The organism is Hydrogenophaga intermedia (assembly GCF_000723405.1).
Taxonomy (GTDB): domain Bacteria; phylum Pseudomonadota; class Gammaproteobacteria; order Burkholderiales; family Burkholderiaceae_C; genus Hydrogenophaga; species Hydrogenophaga intermedia.
The window spans coordinates 72,199-92,676 of sequence record NZ_CCAE010000008.1 but is presented as its reverse complement, the minus strand read 5'-3'; the positions used below and the strand labels follow the sequence as shown (position 1 = coordinate 92,676).

Sequence of the window (20,478 nt, the reverse complement as noted above, 5' to 3'; positions counted from 1 at the left end):
ATGTCGTCCAACCGCCGCTCCATCCTGCTGATGCTGGTCTTCGTGGGCCTGTGGGCGGCCATCGAGATCATTGCCTGGCAGGTGTTGCAGCGCTACTCGCCCTACCAGGTGGTGTGGACGCGCTACGCCGTGCACCTGCTGCTGATGCTGCTGGTGTTCGGCTGGCGCGAGCCGGCGGCGCTGGTGCGCACCCGCCGACCGGTGTTCCACCTGGCACGCTCGATGCTCATGCTGGGCATGCCGGCCTCCTGGGTCATCGGCATGCAGGCCGGCCTGCCGGGTGAGGTGGTGATGACGGTGTTCTGGATCAGCCCGCTGCTCATCGTGGTGCTGGGCCGTCTGTTTCTGCGCGACGAGGCACCGCTGTCGATCTGGGCGGCCACCCTGGTCGCGCTCGCGGGCTCGCTGCTGGTGCACACGGTGGGCCCCTTGCCCGCACCCATGATGCTGGCCTACCCGCTGGCCATGGCGCTGTGCTTCAGCGCCTACGTGGTCATGACGCGCGCACTGCGCGGCGAGGACATGCGGGCCAACCTGTTCTACACGGCGCTGGGCGTGTTCCTGGCGCTCACGCCGGCCCTGCCGGGGCTGTGGGTCACGCCCAATGCGCACGACCTGGTGGTGATGGTCGCCGTGGGCGTGCTGGGCTACTTCGCCTTGTGGGCGCTGGACCGTTCCACCGCCGCCGCGCCCGTGAGCCTGGCGGCACCGGTGGCCTACATGCAGATCGCCTTCACCTTCGCGCTGTTCATCGGCCTGGGGATGATGGGCCACGGAATGTCCGTCCGGCGCCTGGCGCTGGGCCTGTTGTTGATCGTTGGCGCGGCGCTGTACGTGTGGATTTCCGAATCCCGCCTGCGCCTGCGCGACGCGCTGGCCACGCCGGCGCCGCATTGAAGAGTTTCAAGGAGTACGAGATGTCCACGGATCGGAACGACGCCCCCGCGCAGCCCACAGCCGCGCCCGCCGACCGCCGCAATGTCCTGCAGAACGCGCTGGCTGCCATCGAGCGGCTGCAGGCGCGGCTGGACGCTGCCGAGCGCGCGCGCCACGAGCCGATCGCCATCGTCGGCATGGCCTGCCGCCTGCCCGGCGGCGCCAACGACGCCGACGCCTTCTGGGACCTGCTCGCCGAAGGCCGCGACGTGGTGGGCGAGGTGCCCGCCGACCGCTGGAACGTGGACGAGTACTACGACCCGGACCCGAACAAGCTCGGCAAGGCGCGCACCAAGGCCGGCGGTTTCCTGCACAGCATCGACGAGTTCGAGCCCAGCTTCTTCGGCATGTCGCCGCGCGAGGCGGCCGGCGTGGACCCGCAGCAGCGCCTGCTGCTGGAGGTGACCTGGGAGGCCCTGGAGAACGCCGGTGTGCCGGTGGACCAGCTCGACGGCAGCCTCACCGGCGTGTTCGTGGGCATCACGTCCATGGACTACGCGCAGCGCATCGACGTGAACGACCCGGCGCGCAGCGACATCTACCTGGCCACCGGCACCGCGCTCAACGCGGCGGCGGGCCGCGTGTCCTTCACCTTCGGCTTCCGCGGCCCCTGCATGGCCATCGACACCGCCTGCTCGTCCTCGCTGGTGGCCATCCACACCGCCTGCCAGAGCCTGCGCGACGGCGAGAGCAACCTCATGGTGGCCGGTGGCGTGAACGCCATCCTCTCGCCCGACCCCTTCGTGCTCATCTCCAAGTGGGGCATGTTGTCGCCCGACGGCCGCTGCAAGACCTTCGACGCCAGCGCCAACGGCTTCGTGCGCGGCGAGGGCTGCGGCCTGATCGTGCTGGAGCGCCTGTCCGACGCCATCGCCAACGGCCGCCGCATCCTCGGCGTCATCCAGGGCTCCGCCATCAACCAGGACGGCAAGTCCAGCGGCCTGACCGTGCCCAACGGCCTGGCGCAGCAGGAGGTGGTGGCCCAGGCCCTGGCGGCCGCGCGCCTGAAACCCAGCGACGTGAGCTACGTGGAAGCGCACGGCACCGGCACCTCGCTGGGTGACCCGATCGAGGTGGAGGCCCTGGCCACCGCGTACGGCGAAGGCCGGCGTGCCGAGGAGCCGCTGCAACTCGGTTCGGTCAAGTCCAACATCGGCCACCTGGAAGCCGCTTCGGGCGTGGCCAGCGTGATCAAGCTGTCCCTGGCGCTGCAGCACCGCCAGCTGCCCGCCAGCCTGCACGTGAAGCAGCTCACCCCCGCCATCGCGTGGGACAGCCTGCCCGTGCGCGTGAGCACCGCGCTGCACGAATGGACGCCGCCGTCCAACGGCCGGCGCATCGCGGGCGTCAGTGCGTTTGGCTTCAGCGGCATGAATGCGCACGTGCTGATCGAGGAAGCGCCCGCGCCCCAGGCCCTGGCCCCGGCCGCGCAACGCCCCTTGTTCTGCCTGCCGCTGTCGGCGCGCAACGACGCGGCCCTGTCCGCGCTGGCCACGCTCTACGCGGACCACCTCGAACGCAACCCCGGGGACTCGCTTGCCGACGTCTGTGCCACGGTGGCCATCGGCCGCTCGCACCTGCCGATGCGCCAGGCCCTGGTGGCGCCAGACCGCGCGGCCATGGTCGAGAAGCTGCGCGCCCTGGCCGCCAGCGGCGAGGCACCGGCCGGTGCGGGCGCCGGTTCGCGCCAGCGCGTGGCTTTCCTGTTCACCGGCCAGGGCTCGCAGTACGTGGGCATGGGCCGCGAGCTGTACGAGAGCGAGCCCGTCTTCAAGGCCACCATCGACCGCTGCGCCGCCGTGCTCGACCCGCTGCTCACGCGCCCGCTGCGCGAGCTGATGTTCGATGACACCGGCGGCTTGCTCGACCAGACCGGCAACACGCAGCCCGCGCTCTTCGCCATCGAGGTCGCGCTGGCGGCCACCTGGCGCGCCTGGGGCATCGAGCCCACCGTGGTCACCGGCCACAGCGTGGGCGAGTTCGCCGCCGCCGTGGTGGCGGGCGTGTTCAGCCTGGAAGACGGCGCGCGCCTGATTGCCGCACGCGGGCGCCTGATGCAGGCCCTGCCAGCCGGCGGGGCCATGGTCTCGGTGCAGGGCGATGCCGAGCGCGTGAAGGCCGCCATCGCGCCGCACGCGGACAAGGTGTCCATCGCGGCCTTCAATGCGCCGGGCAACACCGTCATCGCGGGCGCGGGCCCCGAGGTCAAGGCCATCGCCGAGCAGCTGGCCGCGCAAGGCCTGCGCACGCAGGCGCTCACCGTCTCGCACGCTTTCCATTCGCCGCTGATGGAGCCGATGGTGGCCGAGTTCCGCGCCATTGCCGCGCAGGTGGCGCACGCCGAGCCCACGCTCACCTGGATCTCCAACCTGGACGGCCAGCCGATGGACTGGGCGCAGTGGGGCACGCGCATGGCCGACTACTGGGCCCGCCACGCCCGCGAGGCCGTGGCCTTCGAGGCCGGCATGCAGGCCCTGGCCAGCACCAACTGCGACGTGCACCTGGAGGTAGGGCCGAACCCCACGCTGATCGGGCTGGGCACGCAGTGTGTCGTGGGTGGCCGCAGCATCGATTGGCTGCCCTCGCTCAAGCGCAACAAGCCGGGCTGGGAAAGCATGTTCGACAGCGTGGCTCGCCTGTACGCGCGCGGCGCGAAGCTGAACTGGGCCGCCGTGCAAGGCCCCGGCGTGCGCCACAGCCTGGCGCTGCCCACCTACCCGTTCCAGCGCCAGCGCTTCCTCATCCCCTTCAAGACGGCCTCGCGCCGCGCGGCCGGCCCCTCGGTGCACGAGCTGTTGGGCACGCGCCTGGGCGTGGCCGGTGTGGCCGCGCAGTTCGAGCGCGTGGTGAGCGCCACCGATCCGGCCTGGGTGGGTGACCACCGCATCGCTGGCGAGGTGGTGATGCCGCTGACCGCCTACCTGGAGGCCGCGCTGTCGGCCGCGCGCCAGGTGGACGCCACCGTGACCGGGCTGGACGCGGTGGAGGTGGGCGAGCCCATGCCGCTGCGCGAGGGCGAGTCGCGCGTGCTGCAGGTGTCGGTGGACCGCGCCGCCCCGGGTGCCCCGGCGCGTGTGCGCGTGTTCAGCCGCGACGCGGCGCGCGAGGACGCCGAGTGGGCCTTGCACGCCAGCGCGCTGGCCTCGCACGCGGTGGCTTCCGTGTCGAACCAGCCGCTGAGCCAGGTGGCCGGCGCGCTCACGCGCGAGATCGAGGTCACACCGTTCTACGACCAGTTGCAGCGCCTCGGTGTCGACTTCGGCACCGGTTTTCGTGGCATGCGCCGCGTGTGGTGCGGCACCGGCGAGGCCTTGGGCGAGATCGAACTCGCGCCCGAAGGCGCCAGCGGCCACCTGATGCACCCGGCCTTGCTGGACGCCTGTTTCCATGTCTCCGCCGTGGCCATGGACACCTTGCCCGGCGCCGACGATGGCCGCATGTACCTGCCCATCGGCGTGGAGCGCTACCACTGGTACGCCGCGCCCACCGGTGCGCTGCGCAGCCACGCCAAGGTGCGCCCGCCCGCCGTGCGCGGCGACATGCTGCTGCTCGACATCCGCATCGAAACCCCCGACGGCCAACCCGTGGCCACGCTGGAGGGCCTGCGCTGCCGCCGCGCCAGCCGCGACATGTTCCGCCAGCGCGTGGACACGCAGGTGGCCGAGTGGCTGTACGAACTGGCCTGGGATGAGCAGGCGCTGGTGCCCGCCGCCGAGGCGCCGGCCGGCCGCTGGCTGGTGTTCGACGAAGGCGCGGGCCGAGGCGAGCGCCTGGCCATCGAACTGGCCCAGCGTGGCGCCGAGGTAAGCCGCGTGGTGCCGAAGGCCGCGCCGGCCGAGGGCGCCATCGCCATCGACCCCGCCGACCCCCAGGCCTACGCCCAACTGCTGGCCCAGGGCCCGTTCAAGGGCGTGGTCTCGCTGTGGCCGCTGCGCGTGCCCAAGCTGGGCGACGACGATCTGCCCGGCGCCATCCAGGCCTTCGGCACCGACGCGGCCCTGCTCACGCTGCAGGCCATGGCCGGCGCCGAGGCCAGCGAAGCGAATGAAGGAGGCGCCCAGCCGCGCCTGTGGATCGCCACGCGCGGCAGCCAGAGCGTGGACGGCACCGAAACCCTGCGCATCGAGCAGGCCCCCGTGGCCGGCCTGGCGCGCGTGGCCGCGGCCGAACACCCCGAGTGGCGCGTGTCGCTGATCGATCTGGACCCCGAAGCCACGCCCAGCGACGCGCGCGCCCTGGCCGACGAGCTGCTGGCCGATGGCGCCGAGCAACAGGTGGCGCTGCGCAAGGGCCAGCGCTTCGTGGCGCGCCTGGCGCGCCGCCAGCGCAGCAACGCCGCGCACGTGGACGAGGCGCCGCTGCGCCTGAACATCACCGAGCGCGGCACGCTGGAGAACCTGGCCATCGGCCCCACCGAACGCCGCGTCCCCGGCCCCGGCCAGGTGGAGATCCGTGTGCGCGCCAGCGGCCTGAACTTCCGCGACGTGTTGAGCGCGCTGGGCATGTACCCCGGCGAGATCAAGCACCTGGGCAGTGACTGCGCGGGCGAGGTGGTGGCCGTGGGCGAGGGCGTCACGCAATTCGCCGTGGGCCAGCGCGTGGTCGCCATGGTGGAGGGCGCCTTCGCCAGCCACGCCACCACGCGCTGGGAATTCGTGGCCCCGCTGCCCGACGGCGTGAGCTTCGAGCAGGGCGCGGCCATTCCCACCGCCTACCTCACCGCCGACATCACGCTCAACGTGGTGGCCGGTGGTATGCGCCCGGGCCAGCGCGTGCTCATCCATTCCGGCGCGGGCGGCGTGGGCATGGCGGCCATCGCGCTGGCGCGCCGCGCGGGGGCCGAGATCTTCGCCACCGCCGGCAGCCCCGAGAAGCGAGAGGTGCTGCGCCAGCTCGGCGTGCACCACGTGCTCGATTCGCGCAGCGCCTCTTTCGCCGATGAGATCGCCCGCATCACGAACGGCGAGGGCGTGGAGATCGTGCTCAACTCGCTCGCGGGCGAGCTGATGGACCGCAGCTTCGAGTCCCTGGCCGACGGCGGCTGCTTCCTGGAGATCGGCAAGCGCGGCCTGTGGACGCACGAGCGCGTGGCCGCGCTCAACCGCGGCCTGCGCTATTTCATCGTCGACTGCAACGACAACGCGCGCGAAACACCGCAACTGGTGGGCCAGATCTTCACGCGCGTGCTGCAGGAGATCGACAGCGGCGTGCTGCCCTGGTTGCCCCTCACCACCTTCCCGTTCGAGCGCGCGCCCGACGCCTTCCGCTTCATGGCGCAGGCGCGGCACATCGGCCGCGTGGTGTTCCACCACACCGTGGCGCCGCGCAAGCGCGACCAGGCCGTGCGCGAAGACGCGAGCTACCTCGTCACCGGCGGCCTCAAGGGCCTGGGCCTGGTGGCCGCGCGCTGGCTGGCTGGCGAGGGCGCGCGCCACCTGGTGCTGGCCGGCCGCGGCGAGCCCGACGCCACCGCGCGCGAGGCCCTGGCCGCGCTGGCCGAACAGGGGGTGGCCGTGCGCACCGTGGCGGCCGACGTGTCCACCGCCGAAGGCGTGGCGCGCCTGGTGGACTCGCTCAAGGACCTGCCGGCCCTGGGCGGCGTCATCCACTGCGCGGCCGTCCTCGACGACGGCGTGCTGATCAAGCAGAGCCCCGAGCGCTTCGCCAAGGTGATGGGACCCAAGGCCGACGGCGCCTGGCGCCTGAGCGTGGCGCTCAAGCGCGCGGGCCAGCGGCCGGACTTCTTCGTCCTCTACTCCTCGCTGTCGGCCGTGTTCGGCTCGGCGGGGCAGGGCAACTACGTGGCGGCCAACGCCTTCCTCGACGCGCTGGCGCGCAGCCGCCGCGACGCCGACCTGGCGGGCCTGAGCGTGAACTGGGGCGCCTGGGGCGAGGTGGGCATGGCCGTGCGCGGCGACACGGCCGCGCGCGCGGGCGCTCAGGGCCTGGCGGCCCTCTCGCCCACGGAAGGCATGCAAGCCCTGGACGTGCTGCTGCGCGAAGGCGCGTCGCGCGCATCGGTGGCGCCCATCGACTGGGCGCTGCTGGCGAAGCAGATGGCCGGCGCCACGCCGCCGCTGCTGAGCCAGTTGCTGGCCGCCGCCGCGCAGGCGCAAGGTGGCGCCGCCAAGGGTGGCGCCGCGCGCGTGGACTACGCCAGTCTGCCGCCGGCCGAGCGCGCGCCGCAACTGCTGGCGCTGGTGCGCCGCGAACTGGCCACGGTGCTGGGCCTGGCGGGTTCGCCGCAGTCCATTCCCCTGGACCAGAGCTTTCCCACGCTGGGGTTGGACTCGCTCACTGCGGTGGAACTGCGTAACCGCCTGCAGCAGGCGCTGGGCCGCACCGTGTCCGCCACCGCCGCGTTTGAACACCCCACGGTGCAGGCCATGGCCACGCACCTGGACAGCCTGTATGGTCCGGCCCCGGGTGCGTCACCGAGCGCGCAGGACACCGATCGAGAGGAAATGACGCTGTGAGCGATACGGCCGAGTTGATGAAGCGGCTTGCCGCGCTGGACATCCAGTTGAAGCTGGATGGCGAGCGCCTGAGCGTGAACGCGCCCAAGGGCGCCATCACGCCCGCGCTGCGCGAGGAACTGGCGGGTCGCAAGGAAGAGGTGCTGGCCTGGCTGCGCGCGCAGGGCGCCGCCGAAGCGGGCCGCGCCACGCGCGCGCCGCTGCCCTTGAGGCCGGTGCCGCGCGGTGCCGACATGCCGGTGTCGCACACCCAGCAGCGGCTGTGGTTCATGCGCCGCATGGACCCGAACAGCCACGCCTACAACATCTCCAACGTGATGCGCCTGACCGGCCCGCTGGACGAGGCGGTGCTGGAGCGTTCGCTCAACGACATCGTGGCGCGCCACGAAAGCCTGCGCACCCGCTTCACCGAGCGGGATGGCGAGCCGCGCTGCGTCGTCGAGCCGCGCGCGCGGGTCGAGCTGGAACGCATCGACCTCACACACCTGCAAGACGCCGACCGTGAAGCCGCCGCCATCGAGGCCGCGCAGGCCGTGGGCATGCGTCCCTTCGATCTGTCGCGCGCGCCGCTGCTGCACACCGCGGTCATCCGCAGCGCGCCCGACGTGCACCTGTTCGTCTTCGTGCTCGACCACATCGTCTCGGACGGCCTGTCCGTGGGCATCTTCATGCACGAGCTGCAGTCGCTCTACAACCGCCACGCCACCGGCAGCAGCGACGGCCTGGGCGACTTGCCCATCCAGTACATCGACTACGTGGAATGGGAGCGCGCCGGCTTCGAGCAGGGTGCGCTGGACGAGCACGTGGCCTTCTGGAAGCGCCAGCTCGCGGGCCTGCCGTCCATGCTGCAGTTGCCCACCGACCGGCCGCGCCCGCCGGTGCAGACCACGCGCGGTACGCGCCGCGCGCTGCAGATGCCGCTGGACCTGTCCGATCGCATCAAGGCCTTCGGCCGGGGCGAGGGCACCACGCTGTTCATGGTGCTGCTGTCGGCCTTCCAGGCTTTGCTGCACCGCTACAGCGGCGAGTCGGACTTCGCCGTCGGCTCGGCCATCGCCAACCGCAACCGCTCCGAGATCGAACCCGTCATCGGCTTCTTCGCCAACAACATCGTGCTGCGCGCCAATCTGGAGGGCAACCCCACCGTGCGCGAGCTGATGGCGCGCGTGCGCGAGACCGCGCTCAAGTCGTACGCGCACCAGGAGATGCCCTTCGACATGCTGGTCGACGTGATCGGCGCGCGCCGCGAGCTGGACCACTCGCCGCTGTTCCAGGTGCTGTTCGTGCTGCAGCACTTCAGCCTCACCGGCCTCACGCTGGACAAGCTGCAGTGCCAGGTGCTGGAGATGCCGCTGACCACGGCGCGCTTCGACCTCGCGGTGGACGTGTTCGACGTGCCGAACCTTGGCCTGCGCGTCTACTTCGAATACAACAGCGACCTCTTCGACGAGGCCACCATCGTGCGCCTGCAGGGCCACTTCGAGCAGTTGCTGCGCGGCTTCATCGAGCGGCCCGACACGCGCATCGCCGATCTGCCCCTGCTCACCCCCGCCGAAGAGCGCCAGTTGCTGATCGACTGGAACGCCACCACCGTGGACTACCCGCGCGAGCAGACCGTGCATGGCCTGTTCGAGGCGCAGGTGGCGCGCACGCCGCAGGCCGTGGCCGTGCGTTTCGAAGAGCAGTCGCTGAGCTACGCCGAGCTGAACGCGCGCGCCAACCGCCTGGCCCACCACCTGCGCACGCTCGGCGCGGGCGCGGGCTCGCTGGTGGGCGTGTGGATGGAGCGTGGCCTGGACATGGTGGTCGCCATCCTGGGCATCCTGAAAGCCGGCGCGGCCTACGTGCCGCTGGACCCGGCTTTCCCCAAGGACCGCATCGACTACATGATGGAAGACGCGGAGCTGGCCATCGTGGTCACGCAGGCCGCGCTGGCCGACGGCCTGCCCGATGGCGTGCACGGCGTGCGCCTGGACGCCAGTGAGGCCGAGCTGGTGGCGCAGTCGCCGCTGAACCTGCCGGCCAGCGCGGGCCCCACCGACCTGGCCTACGTGATCTACACCTCCGGCTCCACCGGCCGCCCCAAGGGCGTGATGCTGGAGCACCGCGCGGTGGTGAACTTCCTGCTGTCCATGCAGCGCGAGCCGGGCATCACCGCGCAGGACCGCTTCGTGGCCGTGACCACGCTGTCCTTCGACATCGCGGGCCTGGAGATCCATGGCCCGTTGACGGTGGGCGGCACCGTGGTGCTGGCCGCGCGCGCCACCGCGCTGGATGGTTTGCGCCTGGCGCAACTGCTGGAGCGCCACGAGGCCACGCTGCTGCAGGCCACGCCCGCCACCTGGCGCCTGCTGCTGGACAGCGGCTGGCGCGGGCGCCCCGGCATGAAGATGCTGTGCGGCGGCGAGGGCCTGCCGCGCGAACTGGCCGACAAGCTCATCGCCACCGGCGGCGAGCTGTGGAACATGTACGGCCCCACCGAGACGACCATCTGGTCCACCGTGCAGCGCATCACCGACACGGCGCGCGGCATCTCCATCGGCCGGCCCATCGCCAACACGGAGGTGTATGTGCTGGAGCCCTCGGGCCTGCCGGCGCCCATCGGCGTGGGCGGTGAGCTGTGCATCGGCGGCGACGGCCTGGCGCGTGGTTACCGCCAGCGCGACGAGCTCACCGCCGAGAAGTTCGTGACGCTGGACCTGCCCGGCGTGGGCCCCACGCGCGTGTACCGCACGGGCGACGTGGTGCGCTACCTGGCCGACGGCCGCCTGGAGTTCGTGGGCCGGCGCGACCACCAGGTGAAGGTGCGCGGTTTTCGCATCGAGCTCGGCGAGATCGAGACCGTGCTCTCGCGCCACCCCGGCATCAAGAGCAACGTGGTGCACGTGCGCGAGGACACGCCCGGCGACCAGCGCCTGGTGGCCTATGTGGTGCCCACCCCCGGCGCCACGCCCGAGGCCGAGGCCATGCGCGCCACGCTGCGCGCGCAACTGCCCGAGTACATGGTGCCCGGGCAGTTCGTGGTGCTCGACGCTTTCCCGCTCACGCCCAACGGCAAGGTGGACCGCAAGGCGCTGCCCGTGCCGGAGGCGAGCGCACCGAGCGAGGCCGACGAGGTGGCCGAGGCGCTGATGTCCCCCGTGCAGCGGCAGGTGGCCGCGCTGTGGCGCGGCATCCTCAAGCTCGACCGCGTGGGCCTGCACGCCAACTTCTTCGACATCGGCGGGCACTCGCTGCTGCTGGTGCGCCTGCAGGCCGCGCTCAAGCGCGAGTTCGGCCAGGAGATTCCGCTGGTCGAGCTGTTCCAGCGCACCACGGTGGCGGCGCAGGCCGACCGCCTGGGCGCGCCGGTGGGCGCGAACACGGCGCTGGAGCGCGCGCGGGCGCGCGCCGCGAAACAGATTCAGGGTTGACGGATGGACCACACGGACAACAAGGACCTCAGGGACAAGTACCCCGCGCACGCCATCGCCATCGTCGGCCTGGCGGGCCGTTTCCCGGGCGCGAGCGACCTCGACGCCTTCTGGCGCAACATCCGCGAGGGCGTGGAGTCGCTGGAGGACTTCAGCGACGAGGACCTGCGCGAGGCCGGCGTTGACCCGGCGCTGAGCGCCCAGCCCGGCTACGTGAAGCGCGGCACCGTGCTGCAGGAATCGGAGCACTTCGACGCCGCCTTCTTCGGCCTGTCGCCGCGCGAGGCGCAGGTGATCGACCCGCAGCAGCGCATCTTCCTGGAGTGCGCCTGGGAGGCGTTGGAGCACGCCGGTTACGCGCCGGGCGCCATCGAGGCGCCCGTGGGCGTGTACGCGGGCGCGAGCATGAACAGCTACCTGTTCTCGCAGATCCTGCGCAACCCGGCGCTGGCGGCCGCGGTGGGCGGCTATCAGCTCATGCTCGGCAACGACAAGGACTTCCTCTGCACGCGCGTGTCCTACAAGCTGGACCTGCGCGGCCCCAGCATGACGCTGCAGACCGCCTGCTCCACCTCGCTGGTGGCGGTGCAGGCCGCCTGTCGCGCGCTGGAACGGCACGAGTGCGACATGGCCCTGGCCGGCGGTGTGTCGCTGAGCTTCCCGCAGCGCGGCGGCTACCTCTATCAGGAGGGCATGATCCTCTCGCCCGACGGCCACTGCCGGCCCTTCGACGCCGACGCCAAGGGCACGCGGCCCGGCGCGGGCGCGGGCCTCGTGGTGCTCAAGCGCTTGGGCGATGCGCTGGCCGATGGCGACACCATCCACGCCGTCATCCGCGGCGCGGCCATCAACAACGACGGCGCGGGCAAGGCCGGCTACACCGCGCCCAGCGTGGACGGCCAGGTCGAGGCCATCGCCACCGCGCAGATCCTGGCCGGCGTGGAGCCGCGCAGCATCGGCTACATCGAAGCGCACGGCACGGCCACGCCGCTGGGAGACCCGATCGAGATCATGGCGCTGCGCCAGGTGTTCGAGGGCGGCACCGACGAGCGCGGCTTCTGCCGGCTCGGCTCGCTCAAAGCCAACCTGGGCCACCTGGATGCGGCGGCCGGCGTGGCCGGGCTCATCAAGGCCGTGCTGGTGTTGAAAAACCGCGAGCTGCCGCCGCTGGTGAATTTCCAGCGGCCCAACCCGCAACTGAACCTGGAGACCTCGCCCTTCACCGCCAGCGCGCAAGCCGCGCCCTGGCCGGCCGGCGCCACGCCGCGCCGCGCGGGCGTCAGCTCCTTCGGCATCGGCGGCACCAACGCGCACGTGGTGCTGGAAGAAGCGCCCGAGCCCGCGCGCGACACGGGTGAAGCCGGCCCGCAACTGATCGTGCTGTCCGCGCGCACCGAGGCCGCGCTGGACGCCGCCACCGCGCGCCTGAAGCAACATCTGCAGAACCACCCTGATGCCAGCCTGCGCGATGTCGCCTGGACCCTGCAGGCCGGCCGGCGCGCCTTCGCGCAGCGTCGCGTGGTGGCCGCGTCGTCGGCGGTCGAGCTCATCGCCGCGCTGGACGCGCCGCAACGGCTGCACAGCGCGCGCCACGAAGGCGGTGATCGCCCCGTGGCCTTCCTGTTCAGCGGGCAGGGCAGCCAGTTCGCCGGCATGGGCGCGGGCCTCTACGCGCAGTACGACGTCTACCGCGACGCGGTGGACCGCTGTGCCGAGTTGCTGCGCGAGCCCCTGGGCCGCGACCTGCGGGAGCTGCTGTTCGCGCCGGCCGGCGACAAGACCATCAATCAAACGCGCTACGCGCAACCCGCGCTGTTCGTCTGCGAATACGCGCTGGCCCTGCTGTGGCAAAGCTGGGGCGTGCGCCCGGCCGCCATGCTGGGCCACAGCATCGGCGAGTACGTGGCCGCGCACCTGGCGGGCGTGCTGTCGCTGGCCGACGCGCTCACGCTGGTGGCCGCGCGCGGCCGGCTGATGCAGGGCATGGCGCCGGGTGGCATGGCCGCGGTGCACATGGCCGAAGGCCCGCTGCGCGCCTGGCTGGCGGCGAACGCGCCCACGCTGGAGATCGCGGCGGTGAACGCGCCGGGGCTGTGCGCCATCGCCGGCCCACGCGAGGCCCTGGACGCCGGCCTGGCCGCACTGGCCGCGCAGGGCACCGAGGCGCAGGCGCTGCACACCTCGCACGCCTTCCACTCCTCGATGATGGACGGCGTGCTGGAACCCTTCACCGCGCTGGTGAGCGGGCTCAGGCTCAACGCGCCCACGCTGCCCTACGTCTCCAACGTCACGGGCCTGTGGATCACGCCCGAGCAGGCGACCTCGCCCGCGTACTACGCCGAGCACCTGCGCCGCGCGGTGCTGTTCGAGGCCGGCGTGCGCACGCTGGCGGCCGATGCCTCGCTGCACCTGCTGGAGGTGGGCCCGGGTCGCGCGCTGGCCACGCTGGCCGGCATGGCGCTGGGGCCGCAGGGCGCGCGCCGTGTGGCCGCGTCGTTGGGTGGTGCGCGCGAAGCGAAGCAGGAAGCGCCTGCCGCGCTGGAAGCAGCGGGCCGCCTGTGGCTGGCGGGTGTGTCGCTGAACTGGGCCGGTCTGCACGGTGGGCGGCCCGCGCGCCGCGTGCCGCTGCCCACGTATCCGTTCGAGCGGCAGCGCCACACGATCGAGGCGTCCGCGCCGTCGGCCACCGCCACCGCTGCGGCGCCGGCCGCCGACGCGGGGGATGCCAACAGCGTGGCCTTCAGCCGCGACGTGGCCGACTGGCTGTTCGCACCCACCTGGGCGCGCGCACCGCTGAACCGCGCGGCCACGTTGCCCGGCACCTGGCTCATCGCAGGCGGCGCGGACGCGTTGGCCGAGGCGCTTGCGCGCCGGGTGCGCGAGGCCGGTGCCTCGGCCCTTCGAATCAAGGAAGCGGGTGAGGCCGAATCGGCCGTGGCCCAGGCCCGCGCGGGCGGCCAGCCCGTGGTGGGCGCCTTCGCGCTGTGGGGACTCGGGGCCGGCGCGGCCACGCCCGCCAAGCAGCGCGACTGGCTGCACCACGCGCCCGTGGCCCTGGCCGCCGCGCTGGCGCCCACCGCCAGCGAGCCCGTGCGTGTCATCGTGGCCACGGCCGGCGCGCACAGCGTGCTCGGCGAGCCCGTGGCGCAATCGGCCGCCGCCTTGGCCGTCGGCCCTGTGCTGGCCCTGCCGCTGGAGATGCCGGGCCTGCGCGGGCGCCAGATCGACCTGGAGGCTGGCGTGGCGGACGACCTGGCCGCGCAACACCTGTGCGACGAAGCCGTGGCGCGCGACGAGGAAGACATGGTGGCGCGCCGCCAGGGCCAGCGCTGGCTGCGCCGCCACGAGCACACCGCGCTGCCCGCTGCGAACGCCGATGCCCTGCCGCTGAGCGAAGGCGCCGTGGTGCTGATGACGGGTGGCCTGGGCGGCATGGGCCTGGCCATCGCGCAGCGCCTGGCCGAGCGCCGACGTGCGCGCTTGCTGCTCACCGCGCGCACGGCCCTGCCGCCGCGCGCCGAGTGGGACGCCTGGCTCGCGGCTAAAGGCGCCGACGACCGACATTCGCTCACCATCACCGCGTTGCGCGCCATCGAAGCGGCGGGCGGCGAGGTGGAACTGGCCCAGGCCGACGCCGCCGATGCGAGCGCCATGGCCGCTGCCGTGCAGGCAGCGCGCGCGCGCTGGGGCCGCATCGACGCGGTGATCCACGCCGCCGGCGTGGCTGGCGAGGGCTCGCTCTCGGCACTGAAGACGCCCGAGTCGATCGAGGCCGTGCTCGCGCCCAAGCTCGACGGCCTGCGCGTGCTGCGCGAGCTGCTGGCCGACACGCCGCTGGAGCTGGTGGTACTGATGAGCTCCATCAACGCCGTGCTGGGCGCGCCCGGCGTGGCCGACTACGCCTCGGCCAACGCCGTGCTCGACGCCTTTGCCGAATCGGCCGAGGTGCCGCCGGCCTGGCGCCGCGTGGTGGCCTTCGACTGGGGCGCCTGGCGCGAGGTGGGCATGGCCGCCAAGCTGGAGGTGCCCGCCTGGCGCCGCGCCGCCTGGGACGCCTACCTCGCCAAGGCGATCGGCACGCAAGACGGGCTGGACGCCTTCGAGCGCGTGCTCGCCAGCGAACTGCGCCGCGTGGTGGTGGTGCCCTACGACCTGCCCAAGGCCTTGTCGCTGACGCGCGCGGCCGCGCTGAAGCCGCCGGCCGAGGCGCCGCGCACCGAGTCCGCGCCGCGTGAGGCCACGCCCGCGAAGGACGCGGCGCCCGCCGGCGCGCGCGCCCTGAACGCGGACGAGCTGCCGCAGGGCGAGGTGCAGACCCGCCTGGCCGCCATCTGGGTGGAGTTGCTGGGCGTCGACAGCGTCGCCGCGCACGACGACTTCTTCCATTTGGGTGGACACTCGCTGCTGGCTACGCGGGTGCTCGCGCGCATCCGCGAATCCATGGGCGTGCAACTGGCGCTGCGCGACATGTTCGACGCGTCCACGCTGCAAGCCCTGGCACAACGGGTGCAAGAGGGCATGGCCACCACAGAATCCAACGACGACGATCGGGAGGAGATCGAGTTTTGAACGCGCGTGAACTGCTGCACCGGCTGGAGGGGCTGGGTGTGGACCTGGAGGTGGCCGAAGGCCGGCTGCGCGTGAGCGCCAGCCGCGGCCGGCTCGACGACGAGCTGAAAACCGCCATCGCCGGGCACAAGACCGAACTGATGGCGCTGCTGGCCGAGCGCGGCGCGGTGGCGCACGCGCCGCATCCAGCGCCGAAAGCCGAGGCCGCGCCGCGCCCCACCGTGGCGCACGACGGCCTGTTGCCGCTCTCGCTGTTCCAGGAACGCCTGTGGATCCTGCAGCAACTGGAGCCGGAGAGCACCACCTACCTGCTGGCCCTGGCCTGGCCGGTGAATGGCGAGGTGCCGCGCGAGCAACTGCTGGCCGCCGTGCAGCGCGTGCACGCGCGCCACCTGGGCCTGCGCGTGCACTTCGTGCAAGAGGGCGAGGTGCCCGGCGCGCGCCGCGTGGACGTGCCGCCCGTGACCGTGCACGACCTGCGCCACCTGCCCGCCAACGAACGCCTGGCCGCCGTGCAGGCCGCGCGGGAGCGCGCGGTGCACACGCCCATCGACCTGTCGCGCCAGACGCCGCTGCGCTTCGAGTTGCTGGACTTCGCGCCCGAGGGCTACGCGCTCATCGTGGCGGCGCACCACATCGCGGTGGACGCGTGGTCGCTGCAGATCCTGTTGCGCGAGCTGGCGCAGGAGCTGAAAGCGCCCGCGCCCGAATCACCCGAACCGTCCGAACCTTCCGCACGCCTGCAGTACGCCGACTACGCCGCCTGGCAGCGCGAGCACCAGCACCCCGATGCCATCCGCGCCGAACTCGACTGGTGGGACGACGCGCTCAAGGGCGCGCCGCAGACCTCGATGTTCCCGCCCGACCTGCCGGCCAGCGACGCGCCCGCGCGCGGCGCCACGGTGGACTTCGAGTTCGACGCCGCCTTCAGCGCCGCGCTCAAGCGCTGGGTGCACGAGCGCCACGCCACCGTCTACATGGCCTTCCTGGCCGCCGCCGCCGCGCTGCTGCGCGCGCACACGGGGCAGGGCGACGTGCTGCTCGGCAGCCCCATGGGCGTGCGCGAAAGGGCCGAGTTCGAAGACCTCATCGGCCCCTTCGTCAACCTGCTGGTGCTGCGCGTGCGCACGGCCGACGACCCGGCCTTCTCCGAGTTGCTGGCCCGCGCGCGCGGCGCCTTGCTGGACGCGCACGCGCACCGCGAGACGCCCTTCGAGGCCGTGGTGGAGCGCGTGCGCCCGGTGCGCAGCTTCCAGCACTCGCCGCTGTTCCAGTTCGCGGTGGTCTACCACCAGGCCGGCGGTGCCGCAGGTGGGCAAGGCGACGTGGCTGTGCACAGCGGCGGCGCGCTCAACGAGATCACCTGGTTCGCGCGCGAGCATGAGGGGCGCATCCTGTGCAGCCTGGAGTACCGCAGCGACCTGTATTCCGCCGCGCACATGCAACGCCTGGGCTCGCAACTGCAGACGCTGCTGCGCGCCGTGGTGGAGCAGGGCGACGCGCCGATCAGCCGCCTGCCGCTGCTCACCGCGGATGAGCGCCACCAGATCCTGGTGGACTTCAATGCCAGCGCACGGTCGCTCGACACGGCCCCATTCGTGCGCCAGTTCGAGCGCCAGGCCGCGAGCGCGCCGGACCGCGAGGCCGCGCGCTTCGAAGGCGCGTCGTTGAACTACGGCGAACTCAACCGCCGCGCCAACCAGTGGGCGCGCCACCTGCGCGCGCTGGGCGTGGCGCCGGGCGTGCGCGTGGGCGTGTGCATCGAACGCTCGCTGGACATGCTGGTGGCGCTGCTCGCGGTGCAGAAGGCCGGCGGCGCCTACGTGCCGCTGGACCCGGGCTTCCCCGCCGAGCGCCTGGCCTACATGCTGGAGGACAGCGGCGCCACGGTGCTGCTCACTACCGGTGAAGCGGCCGACGCGGTGGATGCGCCCGCCGGTGGGCGCGTGTTCGACCCGGCGCGCGAGGCCGCGGCGCTGGCAGCGCTGGACAGCGCAGACCTCGATGGCAACACCGCGCCGAGCGACCCGGTCTACGTGATCTACACCTCCGGCTCCACCGGACGCCCCAAGGGCGTGGTGGTGGCGCACGGTGGGCTGAGCAACTTCCTCGGCACCATGCGCGAGGCGCCGGGCCTGACGGCGGACGACGTGCTGGCCGCTGTCACCACCATCTCTTTCGACATCGCCGGCCTGGAGTTGTACCTGCCGCTGCTGGTGGGCGCGCGCGTAGAACTGATTTCGCGCGACACCGCGAGCGACGGACAGGACCTCGCCAAGGCCTTGCAGGCCGGCGGCGCCACGGTGCTGCAGGCCACGCCCGCCACCTGGCGGCTGCTCATCGAATCGGGCTGGACCGGTTCGCCGAACCTGCGCGCCTTCTGCGGCGGCGAAGGCCTGCCGCGCGAACTGGCCGATGCGCTGCTCGCGCGCGTGGGCCAGCTCTGGAACCTCTACGGCCCCACCGAGACGACCATCTGGTCGACGGCCGAGCGCGTGGCGCCATCGCCCGCGCCGGTCACCATCGGCCGGCCCATCGCCAACACCCAGGTCTACGTGCTCGACGCACAGCAGCAGCCCCTGCCCGTGGGCGTGCCCGGTGAGCTGTGGATCGGCGGCGCGGGCGTGGCCCTGGGGTACCACCAGCGGCCCGAGCTCACGGCCGAGCGCTTCGTGGCCGATCCGTTCGCGTCGTCATCGGGCGCTCGCCTCTACCGCACCGGCGACCTCGCGCGCTGGGACGCCGACGGGCGCCTGCACCACCTGGGCCGGCTCGACCACCAGGTCAAGATCCGCGGCTTCCGGATCGAGCTCGGCGAGATCGAAACCCGCCTGGCCACGCACGAGGCCGTGCAGCAAACCGTGGTGATGGGCCGCGAGGCCGCGCCCGGCGACCTGCGCCTGGTGGCCTACATCGTCTTCGCGCCGGGCGCCGACCTGACCGCCAGCGACGTGCGCCGCCACCTGCGCCGCGACCTGCCCGATTACATGATCCCGTCCGTGGTGGCGGCGGTGGACACGATCCCGCTCACGCCCAACGGCAAGGTCGACCGCGCCGCGCTGCCCGACCCCTTCAAGAACGCGGTGCAGGCCGCGCGCCACTTCGTGCCGCCCGAGGGCGGGGCCGAGCAGACCATGGCCGAGATCTGGCGCGACATCCTGAAGGTGGAGCGCGTGGGCGCGGAGGACAACTTCTTCGAACTCGGCGGGCACTCGCTGCTCTCCTTGCGCGTGGTGCTGGCGGTGGAGCAGAAGCTGGGCTGGCGCATGGACGCGCGCACCCTGTTCTTCCAGAACCTGCGCCAGGTGGTCGCTTCGGCGGCGGCTGGCAAGGGGGTGGTCAAGGCATGACGCCCCTCTACTTCGGCGAGCGCTCGCGCCGCCTGTTCGGGCTCTACACGCCCGCGCACGCCACCGGTGGCCGGGCGCGCGGTGCGGTGCTGTGCGCGCCCTGGGGCGCGGAGTACCTGCGCGCCCACCGCAGCATGGCCCAGTTGGGTAAGTGGCTCGGTGAAGCGGGCGTGCACGTGCTGCGCTTCGACTACCACGGCACTGGCGACTCGGCCGGCGACATGGGCGAGGCGCGCCTCGACGGCTGGATCGAGGACGTGCAGACCGCCATCGACGAACTGAAGGACACCGCCGGCCTGCAGCGCGTGACGCTGGTGGGCCTGCGCCTGGGCGCCACGCTTGCCGCGCGCGCGGCCGCGAAGCGCCGGCGCGACGTGGACGGTCTGGTGCTGTGGGATCCGGTGGTCAGCGGGCGTGAGCATCTGGCGGAGTTGCGCGATTTGCACGCGCAGACCCTGCGCACGCGCGGCCTGAGCGATGGGGCTTCGGAGCTGCTCGGTTTTCCCATGAACGAGGCGCTGGTGCAGGACATCGAAGGCATCGACCTGGTGAACCCCGCGCCTACCTGGCCCGCGCGCACGCTGGCCGTGGTGAGCGAAGCGCGCGATGCCTGGCGCGCACTGGGCGCCGCGCTGCCGCCGGGCGATGGCTCGGCCATCGAGTCCATCGAGGTACAACCCGCGTGGCTGGAAGACCGGCACACCGGTGCGGGCGCCGTGCCGGTGAAGCTGCTTCGGCGCATCGTGGACTGGACGGTGCAATGAGCCACGCCGCCGAACAGACATTGCTGCTGGGTCAGGGCAAGGGCCTGGTGGGCGTCGTCACGCCGCCCCTGCCGCCGGCCGATGGACAGGTGCCGCGCGAGGACCCGCCCTTCGTCATCATTCTCAACGCCGGCATCATCCACCGCGTCGGTCCCAACCGGCTGCACGTGTCGCTGGCGCGGGCCTTGTCGGCCGATGGTTTCCCCGTGCTGCGCGTGGACCTCTCCGGTCTGGGCGACAGCGCCGCGCGCGAGGACGGCTCGGCCCCGCTGGACGCGACCGTGGCCGACATACGGGAGATCATCGACACCCTGCAGGCCACGCGGCAGGTGAAGCGCGTGGTGCTGATGGGCCTGTGCTCGGGCGCCGATCACTCGGTGATCTATGCGTCGACCGACCCGCGCGTGGCTGGCGTGGCCCTGCTCGACCCTTCGATCCCGCGCACCACGGGCTACTACGTCAAGCACTACTCCGGCCGCCTGCTGAGCCTGCGCACCTGGAAGAACGTGGCCATGGGGCGGCACCCGCTGTGGAAGCTGCTGAAGAAGCGCCCCGCGCACGAGGTGCCTGCCGAGGAGGACGGGGCGGCGAGTGATATGGCCGCTGCGCGGCCCGCCGTGACGCTGGAACACCCCGAGGTGCGCGCCTTCCTCGAAAACGCCTACGGCCGCGCGCTGGGCAACGGCGCGCAGTTCCTCGCCGTGCTCACCTCCGATCGCGAGCGCCAGCACAACTACCGCCGGCAATTGCAGGACGCGTTTCCCTCGCTGGACTTCAAGGGGAAACTGCTGATCGAGTACTTCGACCGCTGCGACCACACGTTCACGACGCTGGCGAGTCAGCAGCGGTTGGTGGGGTTGGTGAGGCGGTGGATGGGGGAATCGGCGTTTCGATGATGCCGCAACGCCAGAAGGAGCAAGAGTGCTCCTCGCTTGGCGCTGTGTGGGAGCGGCGGCGGCAGCGGTGAATG

At 72.4% G+C, this 20,478-nt stretch carries 7 protein-coding genes; all 7 read left to right on the top strand.

Going from position 1 to position 20,478, the window contains the following annotated elements:
• Genes BN948_RS07620 through BN948_RS25530 form a run of 7 tightly spaced genes read left to right on the top strand, consistent with a single transcriptional unit; the run spans position 1 to position 20,404 of the window.
• Positions 1-897 (top strand): DMT family transporter, encoded by an 897-nt coding sequence (locus BN948_RS07620; RefSeq protein WP_009517174.1) that lies wholly within the window; start codon positions 1-3, stop codon positions 895-897.
• Between the two features lie 20 nt (positions 898-917).
• Positions 918-7,412 (top strand): type I polyketide synthase, encoded by a 6,495-nt coding sequence (locus BN948_RS07615; protein WP_009517173.1) that lies wholly within the window; start codon positions 918-920, stop codon positions 7,410-7,412.
• A complete protein-coding gene (locus tag BN948_RS07610; RefSeq protein ID WP_009517172.1) occupies positions 7,409-10,825 on the top strand; it encodes a non-ribosomal peptide synthetase in 3,417 nt (1,138 codons plus the stop codon). Before BN948_RS07615 ends, BN948_RS07610 begins: the two co-directional genes overlap by 4 nt.
• Before the next feature lie 3 nt (positions 10,826-10,828).
• Entirely contained in the window at positions 10,829-15,394 is a 4,566-nt protein-coding gene (locus BN948_RS07605; RefSeq protein WP_009517171.1) for a type I polyketide synthase, read from the top strand.
• Positions 15,391-18,744 carry a non-ribosomal peptide synthetase gene (locus BN948_RS07600; RefSeq protein WP_009517170.1) on the top strand — a complete coding sequence of 1,118 codons (3,354 nt, stop codon included), beginning with the start codon at positions 15,391-15,393 and terminating at the stop codon, positions 18,742-18,744. Before BN948_RS07605 ends, BN948_RS07600 begins: the two co-directional genes overlap by 4 nt.
• Positions 18,741-19,508, top strand: a complete 768-nt coding sequence (locus BN948_RS25535; RefSeq protein ID WP_009517169.1) for a serine aminopeptidase domain-containing protein — start codon at positions 18,741-18,743, stop codon at positions 19,506-19,508. Before BN948_RS07600 ends, BN948_RS25535 begins: the two co-directional genes overlap by 4 nt.
• Positions 19,505-20,404, top strand: coding sequence for an alpha/beta fold hydrolase (locus tag BN948_RS25530; RefSeq protein ID WP_009517168.1), 900 nt, complete (start codon positions 19,505-19,507; stop codon positions 20,402-20,404). The genes BN948_RS25535 and BN948_RS25530 overlap by 4 nt, the downstream gene beginning before the upstream one ends.
• Positions 20,405-20,478 lie beyond the last annotated feature (74 nt).

Excerpts from the sequence above, each read along its gene's own strand:
- BN948_RS07620 (WP_009517174.1), top strand. The coding sequence starts at position 1 with ATGTCGTCCAACCGCCGCTCCATCCTGCTGATGCTGGTCTTCGTGGGC.
- BN948_RS25530 (WP_009517168.1), top strand. The coding sequence starts at position 19,505 with ATGAGCCACGCCGCCGAACAGACATTGCTGCTGGGTCAGGGCAAGGGC.
- BN948_RS25535 (WP_009517169.1), top strand. The coding sequence starts at position 18,741 with ATGACGCCCCTCTACTTCGGCGAGCGCTCGCGCCGCCTGTTCGGGCTC.
- BN948_RS07605 (WP_009517171.1), top strand. The coding sequence starts at position 10,829 with ATGGACCACACGGACAACAAGGACCTCAGGGACAAGTACCCCGCGCAC.
- BN948_RS07615 (WP_009517173.1), top strand. The coding sequence starts at position 918 with ATGTCCACGGATCGGAACGACGCCCCCGCGCAGCCCACAGCCGCGCCC.